Consider the following 15,928-nt stretch of genomic DNA (forward strand, 5'->3'; position numbering starts at 1 on the left):
CTCGCATATACCTGGGCACCTGAAGGTGCGTGATTGACCCTAAATATCAATCGTATACCTGTGGGGCAACCCGGCCGAGCAACGCCGGGCGCCGCTTCGCCCGATTCCGATCCGGGAGCGGGAAGCGGTCTCGTGCACCATGGATGGAAGAGATGGCGCAATTCGATCTGTCCCGGCGCGGCCTGCTGGCGCTCACAGGGGCGGCAGCGGCGATCGCAGGCCCCGGAACAGGGCTGGCGGCGACGGCACGTCCGGCGAGGTTGTTCTCCACGGACGTCGGCGCTGGCAGGAACGTCATGCTGCTGCACGGCTGGACGTGCGATTCCCACGACTGGATCTGGCAGCTGCCGGTTCTCGAGAGCCGGTACCGGGTCGTCGCGGTGGATCTGCGGGGCCATGGCCGGTCCGAGGTCATGCCGCCGGGGGCCTACACGCCCGCCGATTACGTGGCCGACATCGAGTCCCTGATCGCGACGGCCTATGCCGGCCAGGCCTTCGTCCTGGTGGGGCACTCGATGGGCGGGCAGATCGCCGCCTGCCTCGCGGCCAGGCGGCCCGACCTGGTCAGCGCCGTCGTATCGGTCGACGGTGCCGTCGGCCTGTCATCCGACCTGGCCCCGGTCTTCCAGAAGACCGTCGACGATCTGAACGCCGGGAATCCGGGCGTGGTGGGGCCGGCGCTGTTCGAGCTGTTCTACGACGCCGCGACCGATCCGGCCTACAGGCGCTGGCACGCGAGGCGTTTTCAGGGAACGCCGCTGCACGTCGTGCGCGAATCCTTCGGTCCCCTGTTCCTGGGCGCCGGCCAGGTCGGCATCGGCAAGCCGAGCGAAGACTTCCTGAGAGGCCTGAACGTGCCGTTCTACCACCTGAGCCGCAATCCGGCCCAGGCCGGCCCGATGCGCTCATGGCTCTCGCACCCGAAATCGAAGGTCGATCTGTGGACCGGCGCCGGGCACTGGATCATGCAGGACCGGAAGGATGACGTGAACGCCGCGCTGGTCGCGTGGATCGATGCGCTCTAGCCAGCGACGGTCATGCTCGACCGCCCCCCGCGCTGCCAGGCCGTCGAGCCGTGCCGGCTGCCGTGAAGGCCGCCCCTCGGGGCGGCCTTCGACATGCCGCAACGGCTCAATGCCACTGCGCCTTGGCGTCCTTGGCCGTGATGGTGAGATGGACCCGGTCGTCGACATGGTCGACCCAGCCCGTCGGGATGTAGTGATGCTGCGACCCGGCATCCCGGTCCGACCGGGCGAGCTTGATGCGGTCCTCGCCTTCCATATGGTCGACCGTTCCGACATGCATGCCGTCGGAGCCGACCACGTCCATATGGTCCTTGATCTGAGACATCGGCGTCATGGGACATCCTCCTGGTTGCCTTGACTCACCAATGGAGGCACCCGCGCCGATGTTCCGCGGCCTGACGGCGCGCTTTGGGAGCGGGAAGGCCGCGGTATCGGCCCGTCAGCCGTTTCCGGCGAAGGGGCCGCCGAGATACGCGAACTTCTGCCGCAGCTGCGCCAGGTCGCGTTCGAACTGCTCCAGCGGATAGTCGATCTCGGGCGCGGCGCTGGCGTCGGGCTGCCCGGACAGATCCGGGTCGATCCGCCGGATCGAGTCGATCATGCTGTCGGCCTTGGTCACGACGGTCGGATCCTGCCGCGCGCCCTCGTCGGCCTGGAGCTGACGGACCGCGAAATGGACGTTCCACCGCTCGCGCGAGGTCATCCTGTGGCCGGCCTTCCAGCGCCGCAGCCACTGCTCCAGCTGGCCCAGCGCATAGCGCAGATCGCCGTCTCGATCGGCACCGGGCATCGCCTCTCTCCCCTTCGGTCGTTCCAGGGAGATGGCGGCGGCGGGGCGCCCCGGCAAGCTAGGCATGCCCGACCGGGCGGCCGCCGAGCCAGCTCAGATATTCGTATTTCGGCCGCAGCAGCTCCAGGTCGCGCTCGAACTCCGGCAGCGTGTAGTCGACGCCGGGGGCGCCGGCGGCCTCGACCAGGGGCGAATGCTCCGGGTCCGCCGCGGCCAGCAGGTCGGCGATCTCCTGATGCGCCGAGGGATCCGTGTCGTCGTGGACTTCGCCCTCGTCGACGTGCAGCTCGCCGACCGCCCGCTTGATCGCGGCCAGCTGGAGCCCGTTCGGAGCCCGGCCGGCACGCCAGCGCGCCAGCCAGGCCTCCAGCTGGTTCATGGCGTAGCGCAGCTCGTCGTCGCGTTCGTTGGCGGGCATGGTCGGGCTCCCGGCTGTGGTCCGATGGTGATGCGCGCCTTCGGCGGAGGGGGCAAGAATTCCCGCCCCGCCCCGCCGATGACAACGTTGTCTTGACAGCATCCTGCCGGCCCGTCTCTCCTTGCGCGGGGGTGATGTCGTCCTGCCGGCGGCCCGTAGCGGAAGATTGCGGCTGGGGCGGACGGCGTCGCACCATCCCGGCTGCGCCCTGACGGGCTTCGCCGGGCGAATCGACAACGCACCGGCCGCGATGGTCCGGGTCAGGCAGGGAGAGAATGATGACGAAGGATCTGGCGCGCCGCGCCGTCTGCGGTGCCGCCCTCGCGGTCGCGGCCCTGATCGCCGCCACCGGCACGGCCGACGCCGCCGCCAACTGCATCAAGGGCGACCGCAAGCCGCCCTTCACCGTCGGCTGGGCCAACATCTACTCCGTGCCCACCTGGATGAAGCAGACCGAAGGCACCATCGCCAAGGAGGTCGAGGCGCTGAAGGCCAAGGGGCTGGTCGACAAGCTGGTCATCACCGACGCCCAGGGCAACGCCAACACCCAGATCCAGCAGGTCCAGTCGATGATCGACGCCGATGTCGACGCGATCATCCTGATCGCCGGGTCGGCCACGGCGCTGGACCGCGTGGTCGCCGACGCCTGCGCCAAGGGCATCGCGGTGATCAACTTCGACAGCCTGGTGCAGACCGACAAGGTGACGGCCAAGCTGAACACCGATTCGCTGGACTGGGGCCGCCAGGCCGCCGAGTGGCTGGTGAAGCAGATCGGCGGCAAGGGCAAGATCATCGTGCTGAACGGCCCGGCCGGCATCTCGGTCAGCGACGACCGGCGCAAGGGCGCGACGCCGGTGCTGGCCGCCAATCCGGGGGTCGAGGTGCTGGCCGAGACCAACACCGACTACAACGTCGCCCCGGCGCAGGAGGCGGTGACCAGCCTGCTGTTCGCCAACCCGGAGATCGACGGCATCCTGTCGCTGGGCGGCGCGCTGTCGGCCGGCGCGATCCTGGCGATGGACCGGCAGGGCCGCGACTTCGTGCCGACCACCGGCGAGAACTACCGCCAGTTCCTGGAGCTGTGGAAGCAGCACGAGATGAAGGGCTGGGCGACGATGCAGCCGAACTGGCTCGGCGCGCTGGCCGTCTACACCGCGGTGCAGGCGCTGTCGGGCAAGGACGTGCCGGCCTTCGTCAAGGTGCCGTTGCCGGTGATCGACGACAGCAGCATCGACGGCTACCTGAAGCGGGCCGACCAGTTCCCGGCCGACGGCTACATCTTCTCGGAATACGACACGGCGCTGTTCGATACGCTGCTGGCGGCAAAGTGAGCATGGGAGGCGGGGGCGGCGCCGTGACGGCGCCCCCCATTCTCGCTGCGGACGGCGTGTCCAAGGCCTTCTTCGGCAACCCGGTGCTGCGCGACGTCTCGATCGCGCTGCATCCCGGCCGGGTCCATGCCCTGCTGGGCGAGAACGGGGCCGGCAAGTCGACCCTGATCAACATCCTGTCCGGGGCGCTGCGGCCGGATGGCGGGTCGCTGACGGTCGACGGCCGCGGCGCCGGCCATCTGACACCGCGCGAGGCCCAGCGCGCCGGCATCGCCGTGGTGCAGCAGGAGCTGAGCCTGGCGCCGCATCTGTCGATCGCCGAGAATATCGGCCTCGGCGCCTATCCGCGGCGGCTGGGGCTGATCGACTACGGCGCGCTGGCGGCGCGGGCCCGGGCGGCCTGCGACCTGGTCGGGCTGGACGAGCCGCTGGACCTGCCGGTCGACGCCCTGTCGCTGGGCCGCCGGCAGATGGTCGAGATCGCCAAAGCCCTGTACCGCAAGCCGCGGGTGCTGATCCTGGACGAGCCGACCTCCTCGCTGTCGGCGCATGAGGCGCAGACCCTGGCCCGGCTGGTGCGGCGGCTGCGCGACGAGGGCACGGCGATCCTCTACATCTCGCACCGGCTGAACGAGGTGCTGGACCTCTGCGATTACGCCACCGTGCTCAAGGACGGCAGCCGCACCGCCGACCGGCCGCTGGAAGGCGTCGACCCGGAAGGGCTGGTGCGGCTGATGGTCGGGCGCGACCCGGGCGACCTGTTCCCGCCCTGGCAGCCCGCCGCGCAGGCGGAGACCGCGATCGAGATCCGGGGCTTCCGGGCGGGGGCCGCGCGGGAGGTCGACCTGACCGTGCGCTACGGCGAGGTGGTCGGCATCGGCGGGCTGGTCGGGCAGGGGCAGGAGGACCTGCTGCTCGGCCTCGTCGGCGCCCTGCCGGCGGCGGCCGATGCCGCGCGCATCGCCGGCGCCGGCCGGCCCTTCGCCAAGGTGACCGAGGCGACGGCGGCGGGCCTGGCGTATGTGCCGGCCGACCGCAAGAAGGAGGGGCTGCTGCTGCCGCACAGCATCGCCTTCAACCTGATGCTGCCGACGCTGGCGCGGCCGGCGCGGACCTTCCGCGACCGGGCGGGGGAGGCGGCGACGGTGGCCGATCTGGCGAAGCGCCTGACCATCAAGGGCGACACGGCACGGCCGGTGCAGGCGCTGTCCGGCGGCAACCAGCAGAAGGTGGCGCTGGCCAAGTGGCTGCCGCTGGCGCCGCGCGTGCTGCTGCTGAACGACCCGACGCGCGGCGTCGATGTCGAGACCAAGCGGGAGATCTACGTCATGCTGCGGGCGCTGGCGGCGCAGGGGAAGGCGATCGTGCTGCTCAGCTCCGACACGCCCGAGCTGGTCCATCTCTGCGACCGGGTGGCGGTGATGTTCGCCGGCCGCACCGTGGCGACGCTGGAGCGGCCGGGCATCAGCGAGGAGGCGATCGTCGGCGCCGCCATGGGCGTCGCGGCGCCGGGGCTGGCGGCATGACTGGGGCGCTGTATCGGGCGATCCAGGGCCGCCGGCACCAGGGGCTGCGCGGGCTGTACCTGATCGTGGCGCTGTTCCTGGCGCTGTATGTCGCGCTGTTCCCGGGGCTGGTCAGCGTCGAGGGCGTCGCCAAGTTCACCCAGAACTGGTTCCCGCTGGCGCTGGTGGCCATGGCCCAGGCGATGATCATGCTGACCGGCGGCATCAACCTGGCCGTCGGCGCCATGGTCAGCCTCGGCGCCGTGGTCGCCGCCACCAGCTTCGACGGGATGCTCGGCGTGCCCGGCGGGGTGCTGGCGGTGGCCGCGATCGGGCTCGCGGTCGGGGCCGGGGCCGGCGCGATCGTGGCGCTGTTCCGGCTGCCGGCGATCATCGTCACCCTGGCCGGGTCCTTCATCCTCGGCGGCGCGGCGCTGCTGGTGCTGCCGCGGCCGGGCGGCGACGTGCCGGACTGGCTGTCGGAGCTCCTGGCCGGCAACCAGCCGGTGGCGCTGCTGCTGCTGGTGCTGCTGGCGGTCGGCTGGAAGCTGTACCTGGCGACGCCGATCGGCATCGGCCTCTACGCCGCCGGCGACAACCCGGTCGGCGCCTACCGCTCCGGCGTGCCGGTCGACCTGGCCAAGATCGTGGCCTATGCGATCAGCTTCATGCTGGCGGCCTTGGCCGGGCTGTTCGTGGCGGCGCAGACGGGATCGGGCGACCCGGTGATCGGCACGCCCTTCACCCTCAATTCGATCGCCGCGGCGGTGCTGGGCGGGGTCGGCTTCCTCGGCGGGGCCGGCACCATGCGCGGCGCCCTGGCGGGCAGCCTGCTGCTCAGCGTCATGATCAACGTCATGTTCTTCCTGGGCTTTCCGCCCGTGGCGCAATACATCGCCCAGGGGCTGATCATCGTCGGCGCCGTGGCGCTGCCGCAGATCCGCTGGAGGCGGGCATGAGCGCACTCGCGACCAGGCTGCCGGCGATCCTGCGGCACAAGGCGGTGCTGGCCTGGCTGGTGGTGGCCGCGGTGTGGATCGCCGCCAGCCTGCTGACCCGCGGCTTCGGCGCCTATGGCCATCTGCGCTACCTCCTGGAGCTCGCGGCCGTGATCGGCCTGGTCGCCGCCGGGCAGACGCTGGTGGTGATCGGCGGCGGCATCGACCTCGCGGTCGGCGCGGTGATCACGGTGACGGCGATCCTGCTGCCGCTGCTGTCGGTGGCGTGGGACCCGACCGGGCTGGTCGGGGTGGCGGCGACGCTGCTGGTCGCGGCCGGGATCGGCTTCCTCAACGGAATCGGCATCGCCGCGCTGAGGGTGCATCCGCTGATCATGACCCTGGCAATGGCGACGCTGCTGCAGGGCCTCTTGGTGATCGTCGCCGGCGGCAGCGCCATCACCGTGCGCAACCCGGTGGTGGAATGGCTCGGCTCCGCCCGCCCGGCCGGGGTGCCGGTCGGCATCCTGCTGTGGCTCGTGGTCTCGGCCGGGGTCTTGGTGCTGCTGCACCGCACCGCGGCGGGCGCCCGGATCTTCGCCCTCGGCACCAGCCCGCTGGCGGCGCGGTTGTCCGGCGTCGATGTCGGGCGGACGACGGTGCTGCTGTACACGCTGAGCGGCCTCGCGGCCGGCATCGCCGGGGTGCTGGTGCTGGGCATGAACCGGCAGGGCTATGTCGGCATCGGCGACCCGTATCTGCTGACCTCGATCGCCGCGGTGGTGCTGGGCGGCACCTCGATCCTGGGCGGGCGCGGCACCTATGCCGGCACCATCCCGGGGGCGATCCTGCTGGTCACCATCACCGCGCTGATCACCGTGGTGAACGCCTCGCCCGGCTGGCGCAGCATCCTGTTCGGGGGGCTGATCCTGGGCCTGCTGCTGCTGTCGGGGCGAGAGGCTCGGCGCTAATCGATCCGGTAGAGCCGGCGGGCGTTGTCGTGGAACAGCGCCCGCTGCTCGGCCGGGGTCAGGTCGGCGGTGCAGGCCTTGAAGCCGTCCCAGACCTGGTCGAAGGAGGCGTGCAGCCCAGCCACCGGGAAATCGCTGGCGAACAGCGACCGGCCGGGGCCGAAGGCGTCGAGGCAGGCCAGCACCACCTCCCGCAGGCTCTCCGCGGTCCAGTCGTGGTCATAGGCCACGAGGTCGGAGATCTTGAGATGGACGTTCGGCTCGCGGCCCAGCGCCAGGAGGCCGGCGCGCCAGCGGGCCATGCCCTCTGCGTCGCGGTCGGCCGGGCTGCCGCAATGGTTCAGGATGAAGATCTGGTCCGGGAAGTCGCGCACCAGCCGCAGCGCATCCGCCATCTGGCCCGGATAGATCATCAGGTCGAAGGACAGGCCGTGGCCGGCCAGAAGCGCCAGGCCGCAGCGCCAGGCCGGGTCGTCCATCCGGTCCGGCCGGGCGACGAAGCTGCGCGCCGGGTCGGGATGCCAGCTCAGGATGTCGCGGATGCCCGCGACCCGGGGGAAGGCCGCCTGCCGTTCGAGCAGGGTCGCGGCGTCCGGCGAGTCGAGCGGGACATGGGCGACATATCGCGCGGCGATGCCGTCCGCCTTGTCCAGCGTCTCCAGCCACTCCGTCTCCGCCACCGGGTCGGCGGGATCCCAGCCGGCCTCGATATGCACGGTCGCGACCACCGGCTGGTTCCGCGCATCCGCCCGGTAGTCGGCCGGCAGGTAGTTCCGGCGCAGCGGTCCACTGTCGCCGAACACCATGTCCCGCGCCGGGCGCAGCCAGGGATGGCGGTCCATCGACAGATCCCAGAGATGATGGTGCGCGTCGACGATCGGGCCGTCATAGGGCTGGGTCATGGGGCCTCTCCCGCGGGCTCATGGATTTATGACAACGTTGTCTTGACAGATAACCCGCCGCTGCCGTCTAACAAAGCCCGAAGGCAGGGAAGGGGAGCGGCGATCGTGGCCGACGGGAGCATCGACATGCTGCATGACGGCATCCGGGGCGTGCCGCCGGGCGCCGGGCCGATCCCGCTGGATGCCGTGGCGGCGCAGGGCTGGCACCCGGCCGAGGGCGCGATGTCGCTGCCGGTGCTGACCCTGGACGAGGAGGCCTTCGCCGGCAATCGGGCGCTGATGCTGCGCTATGCGGCGGAGCAGGGGGCGGCGATCGCACCGCATGCCAAGACGCCGATGGCGCCGGCGCTGGCGGCCTCGCTGGTCGCGGCCGGGGCCTGGGGCACCACGGTGGCCGACATCCGCCAGGCCGCGGTGATGCTGCGCGCCGGGCTGAACCGTCTGCTGCTGGCCAACCAGGTCGGCGGCCCGGGCGGCGCGCGCCGCCTGGCCCGGCTGCACGAGGCCTATCCCCGGGCCGAGATCTACGCCTTCGTCGATTCCCCCGAGGCCGCCGCGGCGCTGGACGCCGCCTGGAACGAGGCGCGGCTGGCGCCGCTGCCGGTGGTGGTCGAGGTCGGGTCCGGCCGCGCCGGCGCCCGCGACCTGGCGGCGGCGGAGCGGGTGATCGCCGCGGTCAGGGCCAGCGAGGGTCGGCTACGCCTGGCCGGTGTCGGCGCCTATGAGGGCGCGGCGGCGACGGCGGATGCGGAGCGGACCAAGGTCGCGATCGCCGGCCTCGCCGCGCTGGCGGCGGAGGCGTTCGGCAAGGTCCGCGCGGCGGTCGGGCCGCAGGCGCCGCTGATCCTGACCGCCGGCGGCTCGGTCTATTTCGACCTGATTGTGCAATATCTCGGTCCCGTCGCGGCCGCCGACGGCAAGGCCCGGCTGGTGCTGCGCAGCGGCGCGATCTTCTTCCACGACCACGGCATCTACAAGCGCGGCCTGGCGGCGCTCGACGCCCGGCAGGGCTTCCGCCTCGGCGGCGAACCCGCGAGCGCGTCGGACGGCTTCCGCCCGACGCTGCGGATCTGGGCCGAGGTGCTGTCGCGGCCCGAGCCCGGCCTCGCCGTCTGCGGCATGGGCATGCGCGACGTCTCCCACGACCAGGACCTGCCGACGCCGCTGCGACTGCACCGCGACGGCCGGCCGGTGCACGGCTTCGCCGGGCCGGACGAAGCGAAGGTGGCGAAGCTGAACGACCAGCACGCCTTCCTGGCGCTCGGCGCCGGCAGCCAAGTCGCGGTCGGCGACGTGGTCGAGTTCGGCATCTCCCACCCCTGCACCTGCCTCGACCGCTGGCGCGTGATCTGGGGCATCGACGGCCGGTGCCGCATCCAGGCCGCCTATCCCACCTGCTTCGGCTGATCCGGCCGATGATCGTCGCCGCCGCCCGCCTGCGTCCTGAGAAGACAACGTTGTCATGGATCGACTGAACTTCCGGCCGCTATGGCGCTACGAGGGGCAACTGCTGGACGGCGCCCTGATGACGCTGCTGCTGACCGGCATCGCCGCGGCGGCGGGCCTCCTGATCGGCGTTGCCGGGGCGCTGGCGCTGCGCCACGGCCCGCGGCCGCTGCGGCTGCTGGTCCGCGCCTATGTCGAGCTGATCCGCAACACGCCGGCGCTGATCCAGCTGTTCCTGATCTTCTTCGTGCTGCCGGGGATCGGGCTGAGGCTGCCGCCCTTCGAGGCGGCGGCCGTGGCGCTGAGCCTCTATTTCGGCGCCTATGCCACCGAGATCGTGCGCTCCGGCCTCGACTCGATCCACCGCAGCCAGGTGGAGGCCGCGTCCTGCCTCGGGCTCACGCGCTGGCAGGTGTTCCGCCACGTCGTGCTGCCGCCGGCGCTGCGCAACGTCTACCCGTCGATCACCAGCCAGTTCGTGCTGCTGCTGCTCGGCTCCTCGCTCGCCTCCCAGGTCTCGGCGGAGGAGCTGTTCCACACCGCGGGATTCGTCGAGAGCCGCAGCTTCCGCAGCTTCGAGGTCTATGCCGTGGTCTGCGTCCTGTATCTGGCGATGGTGGTGGCCTTCAAGCTGCTGTTCGCGGCGGCCGGCCGGCTGGCCTTCCGCTGGCCGGTCCGGCGCTAGGAGGGCGGGAATGCGCATCTTTTCCGCCGGCGATCTGCTGTCGCTCCTGTCCGCGCTGCAATGGACCGTGGCGCTGACCCTGATCGCGCTCGGCTGCGGCGGGCCGCTGGCCCTCGGCCTCGCCGTGATGCGCGCCGGGCGGGCGGCGCTGCCGCGCTGGATCGCGGCGCTGCTGCTGCAGCTGGTGCAGGGCGTGCCCCTGCTCGGCCTGCTGATGTTCTTCTATTTCGGCATGCCGGTGTTCCTCGGCGTCGACGTGCCGGCGCTGGTCGCCGTCGGCGTCGCCTACACCATCTGGACCGCGGTGTTCCTGGGCGAGATCTGGCGCGGCGGCATCGAGGCGGTGAAGCCGGCGCAGTGGGAGGCGGCGGAATGCCTGGGCCTGACCAAGTGGCAGCAGTTCCGCTGGGTGATCGGGCCGCAGGCCTTCCGCATCGCCCTGCCGGCCACGGTCGGCTTCCTGGTGCAGCTGGTGAAGAACACCTCGCTGGCCTCGGTCGTCGGCTTCGTCGAGCTGGCGCGGGCCGGGCAGATCGCCAGCGCAGCCACCTTCCAGCCGCTGCTGACCTACGCCGTCGTCGCCGCGATCTACTTCGCGATCTGCTTTCCCCTGACCACCTGGTCGCGCTCGCTGGAGGCCCGTCTCAATGGCGCTCGTTGAAGTCCGGAACCTGTGCAAGCGCTTCGGTCCGGTCGAGGTGCTGAAGGGCGTCTCGCTGGATGTGGCGGAGGGCGAGATCGTCACCATCATCGGCCGTTCCGGCTCCGGCAAGTCGACGCTGCTGCGCTGCATCAACGCGCTGGAGACGATCGAGGACGGCGAGGTGCGGATCGAGGGCAAGCCGGTCCGCGCCGGCATGAAGGAGCTGCGGGCGCTGCGCCAGCGCGTCGGCATCGTGTTCCAGAGCTACAACCTGTTCCCGCATCTGACGGTCGAGCGCAACGTCACCCTGGCGCCGATCCTGACCGGCCGGATCCGCAAGGGCGAGGCGCGGGCGCTGGCGGCGGAGGTGCTGGGCCGGGTCGGCCTGGCCGACAAGATCGACGCCTGGCCCGAGCGGCTGTCCGGCGGCCAGCAGCAGCGCGTCGCCATCGCCCGCTGCCTCGCCATGTCGCCGCAGCTGATGCTGTTCGACGAGGTCACCTCGGCCCTCGACCCCGAGCTGGTGGGCGAGGTGCTGCGGGTGATGGAGCAGATGGCGCGCCAGGGCATGACCATGATCCTGGTGACGCACGAGATGGGCTTCGCCCGCAACGTCGCGACCAAGATCGTCTTCATGCACGAAGGCAAGGTCTGGGAGGAGGGGCCGCCGGACCGGATTTTTGGCGCTCCGCAGACGCCGGAGCTGCGCAGCTTCATCGGTTCCGTGCAGTGACTCGAACAAACAAACAGAAGGAGGTTCTCACATGATCACCGGATTCCGCCGCCTGCTGGCCGCCGCCGCGGCGGTCGCGGCCCTGGTTCTGCCGGCCGCGGCCCAGGCCGACAAGCTGCAGGACGTGCTCGACGCCGGCAAGCTCAGGGTCGGGGTGCTGATGGATGTGGCGCCCTGGGGCTTCAAGGACGAGAAGGGTGAGGCCGTGGGCCTCGACATCGACCTGGCCAGGCTGATGGCCGCCGACATGGGCGTGGAGCTCGAGTTGGTTCAGGTCACGGGCGCCAGCCGGATCCCGAGCCTGCTGGCCGACAAGGTCGACGTGCTGATAGCCGCCGCCGGCGCCACGCCGGAGCGGGCGCAGCAGGTGTCCTTTTCGCAGCCCTATGCCGCGGTCGACCTCGGCGTCTACGGGCCGAAGAGCATCAAGCCGTTCGAGGATGCCGCGGCCATGGCCGGCCACAGCATCGCCGTGGCCAAGGGCACGACGCTGGACCTGTGGCTGACCGAGAACGCGCCCGACGCCGCCTATAACCGCTTCGAGGACGCGCCGTCGGCCGTCGCCGCCTATCTGTCGGGCCAGGCCGAGATGTTCGCCGAGAACAGCGCCATCGCCCGCACCGTGTCGCAGCAGAACCCGGGCAAGGAGGTGGAGCTGAAGTTCCTGATCCGCCAGTCGCCCGCCCATGTCGTGATCCAGCACGGCCAGCCGGACCTGCTGAACTGGATCAACACCTTCCTCTACTACAACCGCCTCAACGGCAAGCTGGCCAAGCTGCAGACCACCTGGTTCGGCGCGGCGCAGCAGCTGCCTCTCATGTGAAGCCTTTCGCCGTCGCCCCGCCGGGCGGCGGCATTCCCCGCGCCCCGAGGACCGAGATGCATACGGGTCTGTTCCACACCATCGATTTCGACGCCGACGGCCGCGTCCTGGACCATCTGGGAATCCCCTTCTCGGTCGACCGGTCGCCCTATTTCCACGTCAAGGTCCCGGTCGCGCGGATCCGGAACGGCGACGGCCCCAGCGTGCTGCTGATGGCCGGCAACCATGGCGACGAATACGAGGGCGAGTTCGCCCTGGCCCGGCTGATCCGCCGGCTGGACCCGGCCCGGATGCGCGGCGCGGTGACCATCCTGCCGATGGCCAACGCACCGGCGGTGCGGGCGTCGACGCGCTGCTCGCCGCTCGACGGCGGCAACCTCAACCGCGCCTTCCCGGGCGACCCGGACGGCACCCCGACCCGGCGCATCGCCCATTTCCTCGAGCATGAGCTGTTCCCGCGCCACGACGTGGTGTTCGACCTGCATTCCGGCGGCACCTCGATGGCGCATCTGCCCTGCGCCCTGATCGAGCGGCACGCCGATCCGGCGCGGCAGGAGCGGGCGGTGGCGCTGATGCGGGCGCTGGGCCTGCCCTGGGGCTTCATCGCCGACAACGGGCCGGCGGCGCCGACCTCGATGGGCGCCGCGGCGCGGGCCGGCACCATCGGCCTGTCCGGCGAGTTCGGCGGCGGCGGCACGGTGACGCCGGCGACGATGCGCGGCGCCTCGGCCGCGATCGACGCCCTTCTGCTGGCGCTCGGCGTGATCGACGCGCCGCTGCTGGGCCCGGCGCCGGCAGCGAGACCGATGCGCCTCCTGTCCCTGGCCCGGCACGCCCAGGCGATCTATGCCACGGCGCCCGGCTGGTTCGAGCCGGCGGTCGAGGTCGGCGCCGAGGTCGAGGTCGGGGACCTGGCCGGCTGGTATCATGATCTCGACCGGCTGGAGGTGGCGGAGGCGCCGCTGCGCTTCGCCGAGGCCGGCGTGGTGATCTCGCACCGGTTGCACAGCCGGTGCGAACCGGGCGACTGTCTGATCCAGGTGGCCGAGGTGCTGGACCCCGGCCAGTGAGGCGCCGGCCGGACAAAGGGGAGCGGATGACGGATTCGGAGAAGCGGCCGCCCCGCATCGACGAGGTCGCGCGCATCGCCGGGGTGTCGCCGATCACCGTCTCCCGCGCGCTGCGCCAGCCGGAGAAGGTGGCGGAGGACAAGCGCCGCCGCATCCAGGCGGCGATCGAGCAGACCGGCTACGCGCCGAACCAGGACGCGATCCGCCTGCGCTCCGGCGGCCGGCCCGCGGCGGTGACGTCGGCCGGGGCCGCGGCCGAGGCCGAGGCTGCGCCGTCGACCCTGGTCGCCGCCTTCGTCTCCAACATCGCCAACCCCCAGTTCTCCCGCGCCGTGCGGGCCTGTGCCGACGTGCTGGAGCCGGCGGGCTACCGGCTGATGATGGGCGAGACCGCGTATTCCTATGCGCGCGAGACGGCGATGATCGGGTCGCTGCGCGAGCTGCGGCCGGCGGCGGTGCTGTTCACCGGCGTGATCGAGCTGGAGGAGAACCGCGAGGCGCTGCGCTCGCTCGGCGTGCCGGTGATGGAGACCTGGGCCTATCCACAGGACCCGATCGACATGCTGGTCGGCTTCTCCAACTTCGACGGCGGCCGGCTGGTGGGCGAGCATTTCGGCGAGCGCGGCTATCGCCGCATCGCCTATGTCGGCCGCGGCGGCGGCCGCGGCGTGCTGCGGCTGCAGGGCTTCAAGGAGGGCCTGGCCAAGCACGGGCTGCGCCCGGCGGCCGAGCTGCCGGTCGACGGCCCGGCCGGCCTGGCCGAGGGACGCCGGGCAATGGCCGCGCTGCTGGACCAGGGCGAGCCGCTCGACGCCGCCTTCTTCGGCAACGACCTGCTGGCGATCGGCGCACTGTCCGAGGCGCGGCGCCGCGGCCTGGCCGTTCCGGGCGACCTGGCCGTGGCCGGCTTCGGCGACATCGAGCTGTCGGAGGCGCTGGAGCCGGGCCTGACCACGGTGCGGATCGACAGCGACGACATCGGCCGCCGCGCCGGCCGCATGCTGCTGGCCCGCCTGGGCGGGGAGAGGCCGGAGCGCGGGATCGAGTTGGTGGAGCTGAGCCTGGTGGTGCGGGCGAGCGGGTAGAGAGCGAACCTCGGGGTTCGCGCGGTGACAGCCTGCAGCAGGGCAATCGGCTGAAGGACTATTCACCTATTCTTGCTGTCATGCCCGGGCTTGACCCGGGCATCCAGAAGATGTCGACATTCACTGGATTGCCGGGTCAAGCCCGGCAATGACAATAAAGTAAAGGACTCTCATGCAAGAGATCCGTCATTGCGAGGAGGCGAAGCCGACGAAGCAATCCATGTCTCCGCTCGTGCGGTCCTGGATTGCTTCGCTGCACTCGCAATGACGATCCTTTCATGCGCCCGCTGGTATCAGGCTGCGGGAGAGTTGATCGAGGTGATGAGCGATGGCGGTGACGAAGAGAAGGGGTGAGAGCGGCATCCTTGCATCGGTCCACAAGACCGCGGCGGGCCTGCACAAGGCCGGTCTCGTGGACAAGGCGACCATGCGCGAGTTCGACGCTTTGTGCCTGACGCCGGTCGAGCCTTTGACACCCGATGAAATCCGGGCTCTGCGCGAACGCGAGCAGGTGTCGCAGCCTGTCTTTGCGCACTACCTGAACGTCCGGAAGGATGCCGTCAGCAAATGGGAGCGCGGCGAGAAGCGGCCGGACGGACCCTCGCTGAAGCTGCTGAATCTCGTAAAGGCAAAGGGACTGCGGGCGATTGCCTGAGAGCACGTATCAGGACGTGGCGGAAGCGAACGCAACACGCGCCGAGGGAACGGCTGGGGCGGGAACAGCCAAACCGACATCCCCCGTTTGAAGGATGACGGGGTCGCTGCGGCGGCACTATCGTACAGTCCTCTTCTGCCAACGCCGAGATGGGCGGCGTTTCCGTCGCCGGGACATTATCGTCCCAGCCAGGCTCGGCCCGATATGTGCACGATTGACCGAAGTCGTTTCATTATCCTGTTTCATGGAGGCATTGATGCCCAGGGCCCCCACGATCCCAAACCCACCGGCTTGGACCGCGCCCAGCGCGCCAGCTCAGGTCGGCGGCGTCCCATTTGCTCCGGCCGCGTCAGGGGCGGTCTATTGGCCGATCCGCACGACCGATAGACGCGGCCGGGAGGTCAACTACGAAGAAGGCGACGGCGACATCGTCACCAGCAATGCATCCAGGCGGTTCATGGCGCCGCGCGGGGGCGGGGCACGGCATCACGCCGGCGTGGATCTGTGGGGCAAGGCCAGCGAGATCATCCGCGCCTGCGAAAGCGGAACGATCGTCAATTTCTATCATTTCTACCTGGGGACATATGCACTGCTGATCCAGTGCGACAGCGGGATCGTGATCAACTACGGCGAGGTCGCACCGGACTCCTTGATTCAGTTCGGCCTGAATGTCGGTTCCAAAGTGAATGCCGGCGACAAGATCGGCCGCGTCGGGCTCATGAGCAGCGGCAGTCAGATGTGCCATTTCGAAACCTACATCTCCGGAACCATCCAGAATTCGAGCTGGAAGGCGCACAAGCCGCGGCCGCCGAGCCTGCTGAACCCCACCCAATATCTGATCGATCTGGCCGCCCGGGGCTCGTAGAGAGGGGCTGTCATTCTGCCAGGATCAACAGCCTGGACGCGTG

The 15,928-nt window shown here is 70.6% G+C and carries 18 protein-coding genes; 14 read left to right on the forward strand and 4 right to left on the reverse strand.

Annotated elements, in window-relative coordinates; translation table 11 throughout:
- Positions 1 to 152 precede the first annotated feature (152 nt).
- The gene (locus ACFW16_RS16035) at positions 153 to 1,025 is read left to right on the forward strand and encodes an alpha/beta fold hydrolase (protein WP_380306661.1); all 873 of its coding nucleotides are present in this window, start codon (positions 153 to 155) and stop codon (positions 1,023 to 1,025) included.
- Positions 1,026 to 1,131: 106 nt separating this feature from the next.
- Here ACFW16_RS16035 and ACFW16_RS16040 read toward each other — a convergent pair whose 3' ends face one another.
- The 3 genes from ACFW16_RS16040 to ACFW16_RS16050 all read right to left on the reverse strand — a co-directional run bounded on the left by ACFW16_RS16040 (position 1,132) and on the right by ACFW16_RS16050 (position 2,233).
- Positions 1,132 to 1,359, reverse strand: coding sequence for a DUF2171 domain-containing protein (locus ACFW16_RS16040; RefSeq protein WP_380306663.1), 228 nt, complete (start codon positions 1,357 to 1,359; stop codon positions 1,132 to 1,134).
- Between the two features lie 105 nt (positions 1,360 to 1,464).
- The gene (locus ACFW16_RS16045; RefSeq protein ID WP_380306665.1) at positions 1,465 to 1,815 is read right to left on the reverse strand and encodes a hypothetical protein; all 351 of its coding nucleotides are present in this window, start codon (positions 1,813 to 1,815) and stop codon (positions 1,465 to 1,467) included.
- 58 nt (positions 1,816 to 1,873) lie between these two features.
- On the reverse strand, positions 1,874 to 2,233 hold the full coding sequence (locus ACFW16_RS16050; protein WP_380306667.1) for a hypothetical protein: 360 nt from the start codon (positions 2,231 to 2,233) through the stop codon (positions 1,874 to 1,876).
- A gap of 278 nt (positions 2,234 to 2,511) precedes the next feature.
- On the opposite strand from ACFW16_RS16050, the gene ACFW16_RS16055 reads away from it, so the two are divergent.
- From ACFW16_RS16055 to ACFW16_RS16070, 4 genes are read left to right on the forward strand one after another with little or no spacing between them, the layout of a single operon-like run.
- A complete protein-coding gene (locus tag ACFW16_RS16055; protein WP_380306669.1) occupies positions 2,512 to 3,564 on the forward strand; it encodes an ABC transporter substrate-binding protein in 1,053 nt (350 codons plus the stop codon).
- Positions 3,565 to 3,587: 23 nt separating this feature from the next.
- Positions 3,588 to 5,090: a sugar ABC transporter ATP-binding protein gene (locus ACFW16_RS16060; RefSeq protein WP_380306671.1), complete on the forward strand. Its 1,503-nt coding sequence runs from the start codon at positions 3,588 to 3,590 to the stop codon at positions 5,088 to 5,090.
- Positions 5,087 to 6,028: an ABC transporter permease gene (locus ACFW16_RS16065; protein WP_380306673.1), complete on the forward strand. Its 942-nt coding sequence runs from the start codon at positions 5,087 to 5,089 to the stop codon at positions 6,026 to 6,028. The genes ACFW16_RS16060 and ACFW16_RS16065 overlap by 4 nt, the downstream gene beginning before the upstream one ends.
- Positions 6,025 to 6,978 (forward strand): ABC transporter permease, encoded by a 954-nt coding sequence (locus ACFW16_RS16070; RefSeq protein ID WP_380306675.1) that lies wholly within the window; start codon positions 6,025 to 6,027, stop codon positions 6,976 to 6,978. The genes ACFW16_RS16065 and ACFW16_RS16070 overlap by 4 nt, the downstream gene beginning before the upstream one ends.
- On the opposite strand, the gene ACFW16_RS16075 is transcribed toward ACFW16_RS16070, so the two are convergent.
- The gene (locus ACFW16_RS16075; protein WP_380306678.1) at positions 6,975 to 7,880 is read right to left on the reverse strand and encodes an amidohydrolase family protein; all 906 of its coding nucleotides are present in this window, start codon (positions 7,878 to 7,880) and stop codon (positions 6,975 to 6,977) included. The two genes, ACFW16_RS16070 and ACFW16_RS16075, sit on opposite strands and share 4 nt — an antisense overlap.
- 105 nt (positions 7,881 to 7,985) lie before the next feature.
- Here ACFW16_RS16075 and ACFW16_RS16080 point away from each other — a divergent pair, with 105 nt between their 5' ends.
- The 9 genes from ACFW16_RS16080 to ACFW16_RS16120 all read left to right on the forward strand — a co-directional run bounded on the left by ACFW16_RS16080 (position 7,986) and on the right by ACFW16_RS16120 (position 15,885).
- Positions 7,986 to 9,287, forward strand: coding sequence for an amino acid deaminase (locus ACFW16_RS16080; RefSeq protein WP_380306680.1), 1,302 nt, complete (start codon positions 7,986 to 7,988; stop codon positions 9,285 to 9,287).
- Between the two features lie 55 nt (positions 9,288 to 9,342).
- Positions 9,343 to 10,011, forward strand: coding sequence for an amino acid ABC transporter permease (locus ACFW16_RS16085; protein ID WP_380306682.1), 669 nt, complete (start codon positions 9,343 to 9,345; stop codon positions 10,009 to 10,011).
- Between the two features lie 10 nt (positions 10,012 to 10,021).
- A complete protein-coding gene (locus ACFW16_RS16090; protein ID WP_380306684.1) occupies positions 10,022 to 10,672 on the forward strand; it encodes an amino acid ABC transporter permease in 651 nt (216 codons plus the stop codon).
- Entirely contained in the window at positions 10,659 to 11,387 is a 729-nt protein-coding gene (locus ACFW16_RS16095) for an amino acid ABC transporter ATP-binding protein (protein WP_380306686.1), read from the forward strand. The genes ACFW16_RS16090 and ACFW16_RS16095 overlap by 14 nt, the downstream gene beginning before the upstream one ends.
- Positions 11,388 to 11,418: 31 nt before the next feature.
- On the forward strand, positions 11,419 to 12,210 hold the full coding sequence (locus tag ACFW16_RS16100) for a transporter substrate-binding domain-containing protein (protein ID WP_380306688.1): 792 nt from the start codon (positions 11,419 to 11,421) through the stop codon (positions 12,208 to 12,210).
- A gap of 56 nt (positions 12,211 to 12,266) precedes the next feature.
- Positions 12,267 to 13,280: a succinylglutamate desuccinylase/aspartoacylase family protein gene (locus ACFW16_RS16105; protein ID WP_380306690.1), complete on the forward strand. Its 1,014-nt coding sequence runs from the start codon at positions 12,267 to 12,269 to the stop codon at positions 13,278 to 13,280.
- A 26-nt stretch (positions 13,281 to 13,306) separates the two neighbouring features.
- Positions 13,307 to 14,365 carry a substrate-binding domain-containing protein gene (locus ACFW16_RS16110; protein WP_380306692.1) on the forward strand — a complete coding sequence of 353 codons (1,059 nt, stop codon included), beginning with the start codon at positions 13,307 to 13,309 and terminating at the stop codon, positions 14,363 to 14,365.
- Between the two features lie 328 nt (positions 14,366 to 14,693).
- Positions 14,694 to 15,020, forward strand: a complete 327-nt coding sequence (locus ACFW16_RS16115; protein ID WP_380306694.1) for a helix-turn-helix domain-containing protein — start codon at positions 14,694 to 14,696, stop codon at positions 15,018 to 15,020.
- Between the two features lie 214 nt (positions 15,021 to 15,234).
- Entirely contained in the window at positions 15,235 to 15,885 is a 651-nt protein-coding gene (locus ACFW16_RS16120; RefSeq protein ID WP_380306696.1) for a M23 family metallopeptidase, read from the forward strand.
- Positions 15,886 to 15,928: the final 43 nt, after the last annotated feature.

It is taken from the genome of Inquilinus sp. NPDC058860, assembly GCF_042743185.1.
GTDB lineage: Bacteria > Pseudomonadota > Alphaproteobacteria > DSM-16000 > Inquilinaceae > Inquilinus.

Coding starts and splice junctions, on each gene's coding strand:
- ACFW16_RS16035 (WP_380306661.1), top strand. CDS start 153: ATGGCGCAATTCGATCTGTCCCGGCGCGGCCTGCTGGCGCTCACAGGG.
- ACFW16_RS16040 (WP_380306663.1), bottom strand. CDS start 1,359: ATGACGCCGATGTCTCAGATCAAGGACCATATGGACGTGGTCGGCTCC.
- ACFW16_RS16045 (WP_380306665.1), bottom strand. CDS start 1,815: ATGCCCGGTGCCGATCGAGACGGCGATCTGCGCTATGCGCTGGGCCAG.
- ACFW16_RS16050 (WP_380306667.1), bottom strand. CDS start 2,233: ATGCCCGCCAACGAACGCGACGACGAGCTGCGCTACGCCATGAACCAG.
- ACFW16_RS16055 (WP_380306669.1), top strand. CDS start 2,512: ATGACGAAGGATCTGGCGCGCCGCGCCGTCTGCGGTGCCGCCCTCGCG.
- ACFW16_RS16065 (WP_380306673.1), top strand. CDS start 5,087: ATGACTGGGGCGCTGTATCGGGCGATCCAGGGCCGCCGGCACCAGGGG.
- ACFW16_RS16070 (WP_380306675.1), top strand. CDS start 6,025: ATGAGCGCACTCGCGACCAGGCTGCCGGCGATCCTGCGGCACAAGGCG.
- ACFW16_RS16075 (WP_380306678.1), bottom strand. CDS start 7,880: ATGACCCAGCCCTATGACGGCCCGATCGTCGACGCGCACCATCATCTC.
- ACFW16_RS16085 (WP_380306682.1), top strand. CDS start 9,343: ATGGATCGACTGAACTTCCGGCCGCTATGGCGCTACGAGGGGCAACTG.
- ACFW16_RS16090 (WP_380306684.1), top strand. CDS start 10,022: ATGCGCATCTTTTCCGCCGGCGATCTGCTGTCGCTCCTGTCCGCGCTG.
- ACFW16_RS16095 (WP_380306686.1), top strand. CDS start 10,659: ATGGCGCTCGTTGAAGTCCGGAACCTGTGCAAGCGCTTCGGTCCGGTC.
- ACFW16_RS16100 (WP_380306688.1), top strand. CDS start 11,419: ATGATCACCGGATTCCGCCGCCTGCTGGCCGCCGCCGCGGCGGTCGCG.
- ACFW16_RS16105 (WP_380306690.1), top strand. CDS start 12,267: ATGCATACGGGTCTGTTCCACACCATCGATTTCGACGCCGACGGCCGC.
- ACFW16_RS16110 (WP_380306692.1), top strand. CDS start 13,307: ATGACGGATTCGGAGAAGCGGCCGCCCCGCATCGACGAGGTCGCGCGC.
- ACFW16_RS16115 (WP_380306694.1), top strand. CDS start 14,694: ATGGCGGTGACGAAGAGAAGGGGTGAGAGCGGCATCCTTGCATCGGTC.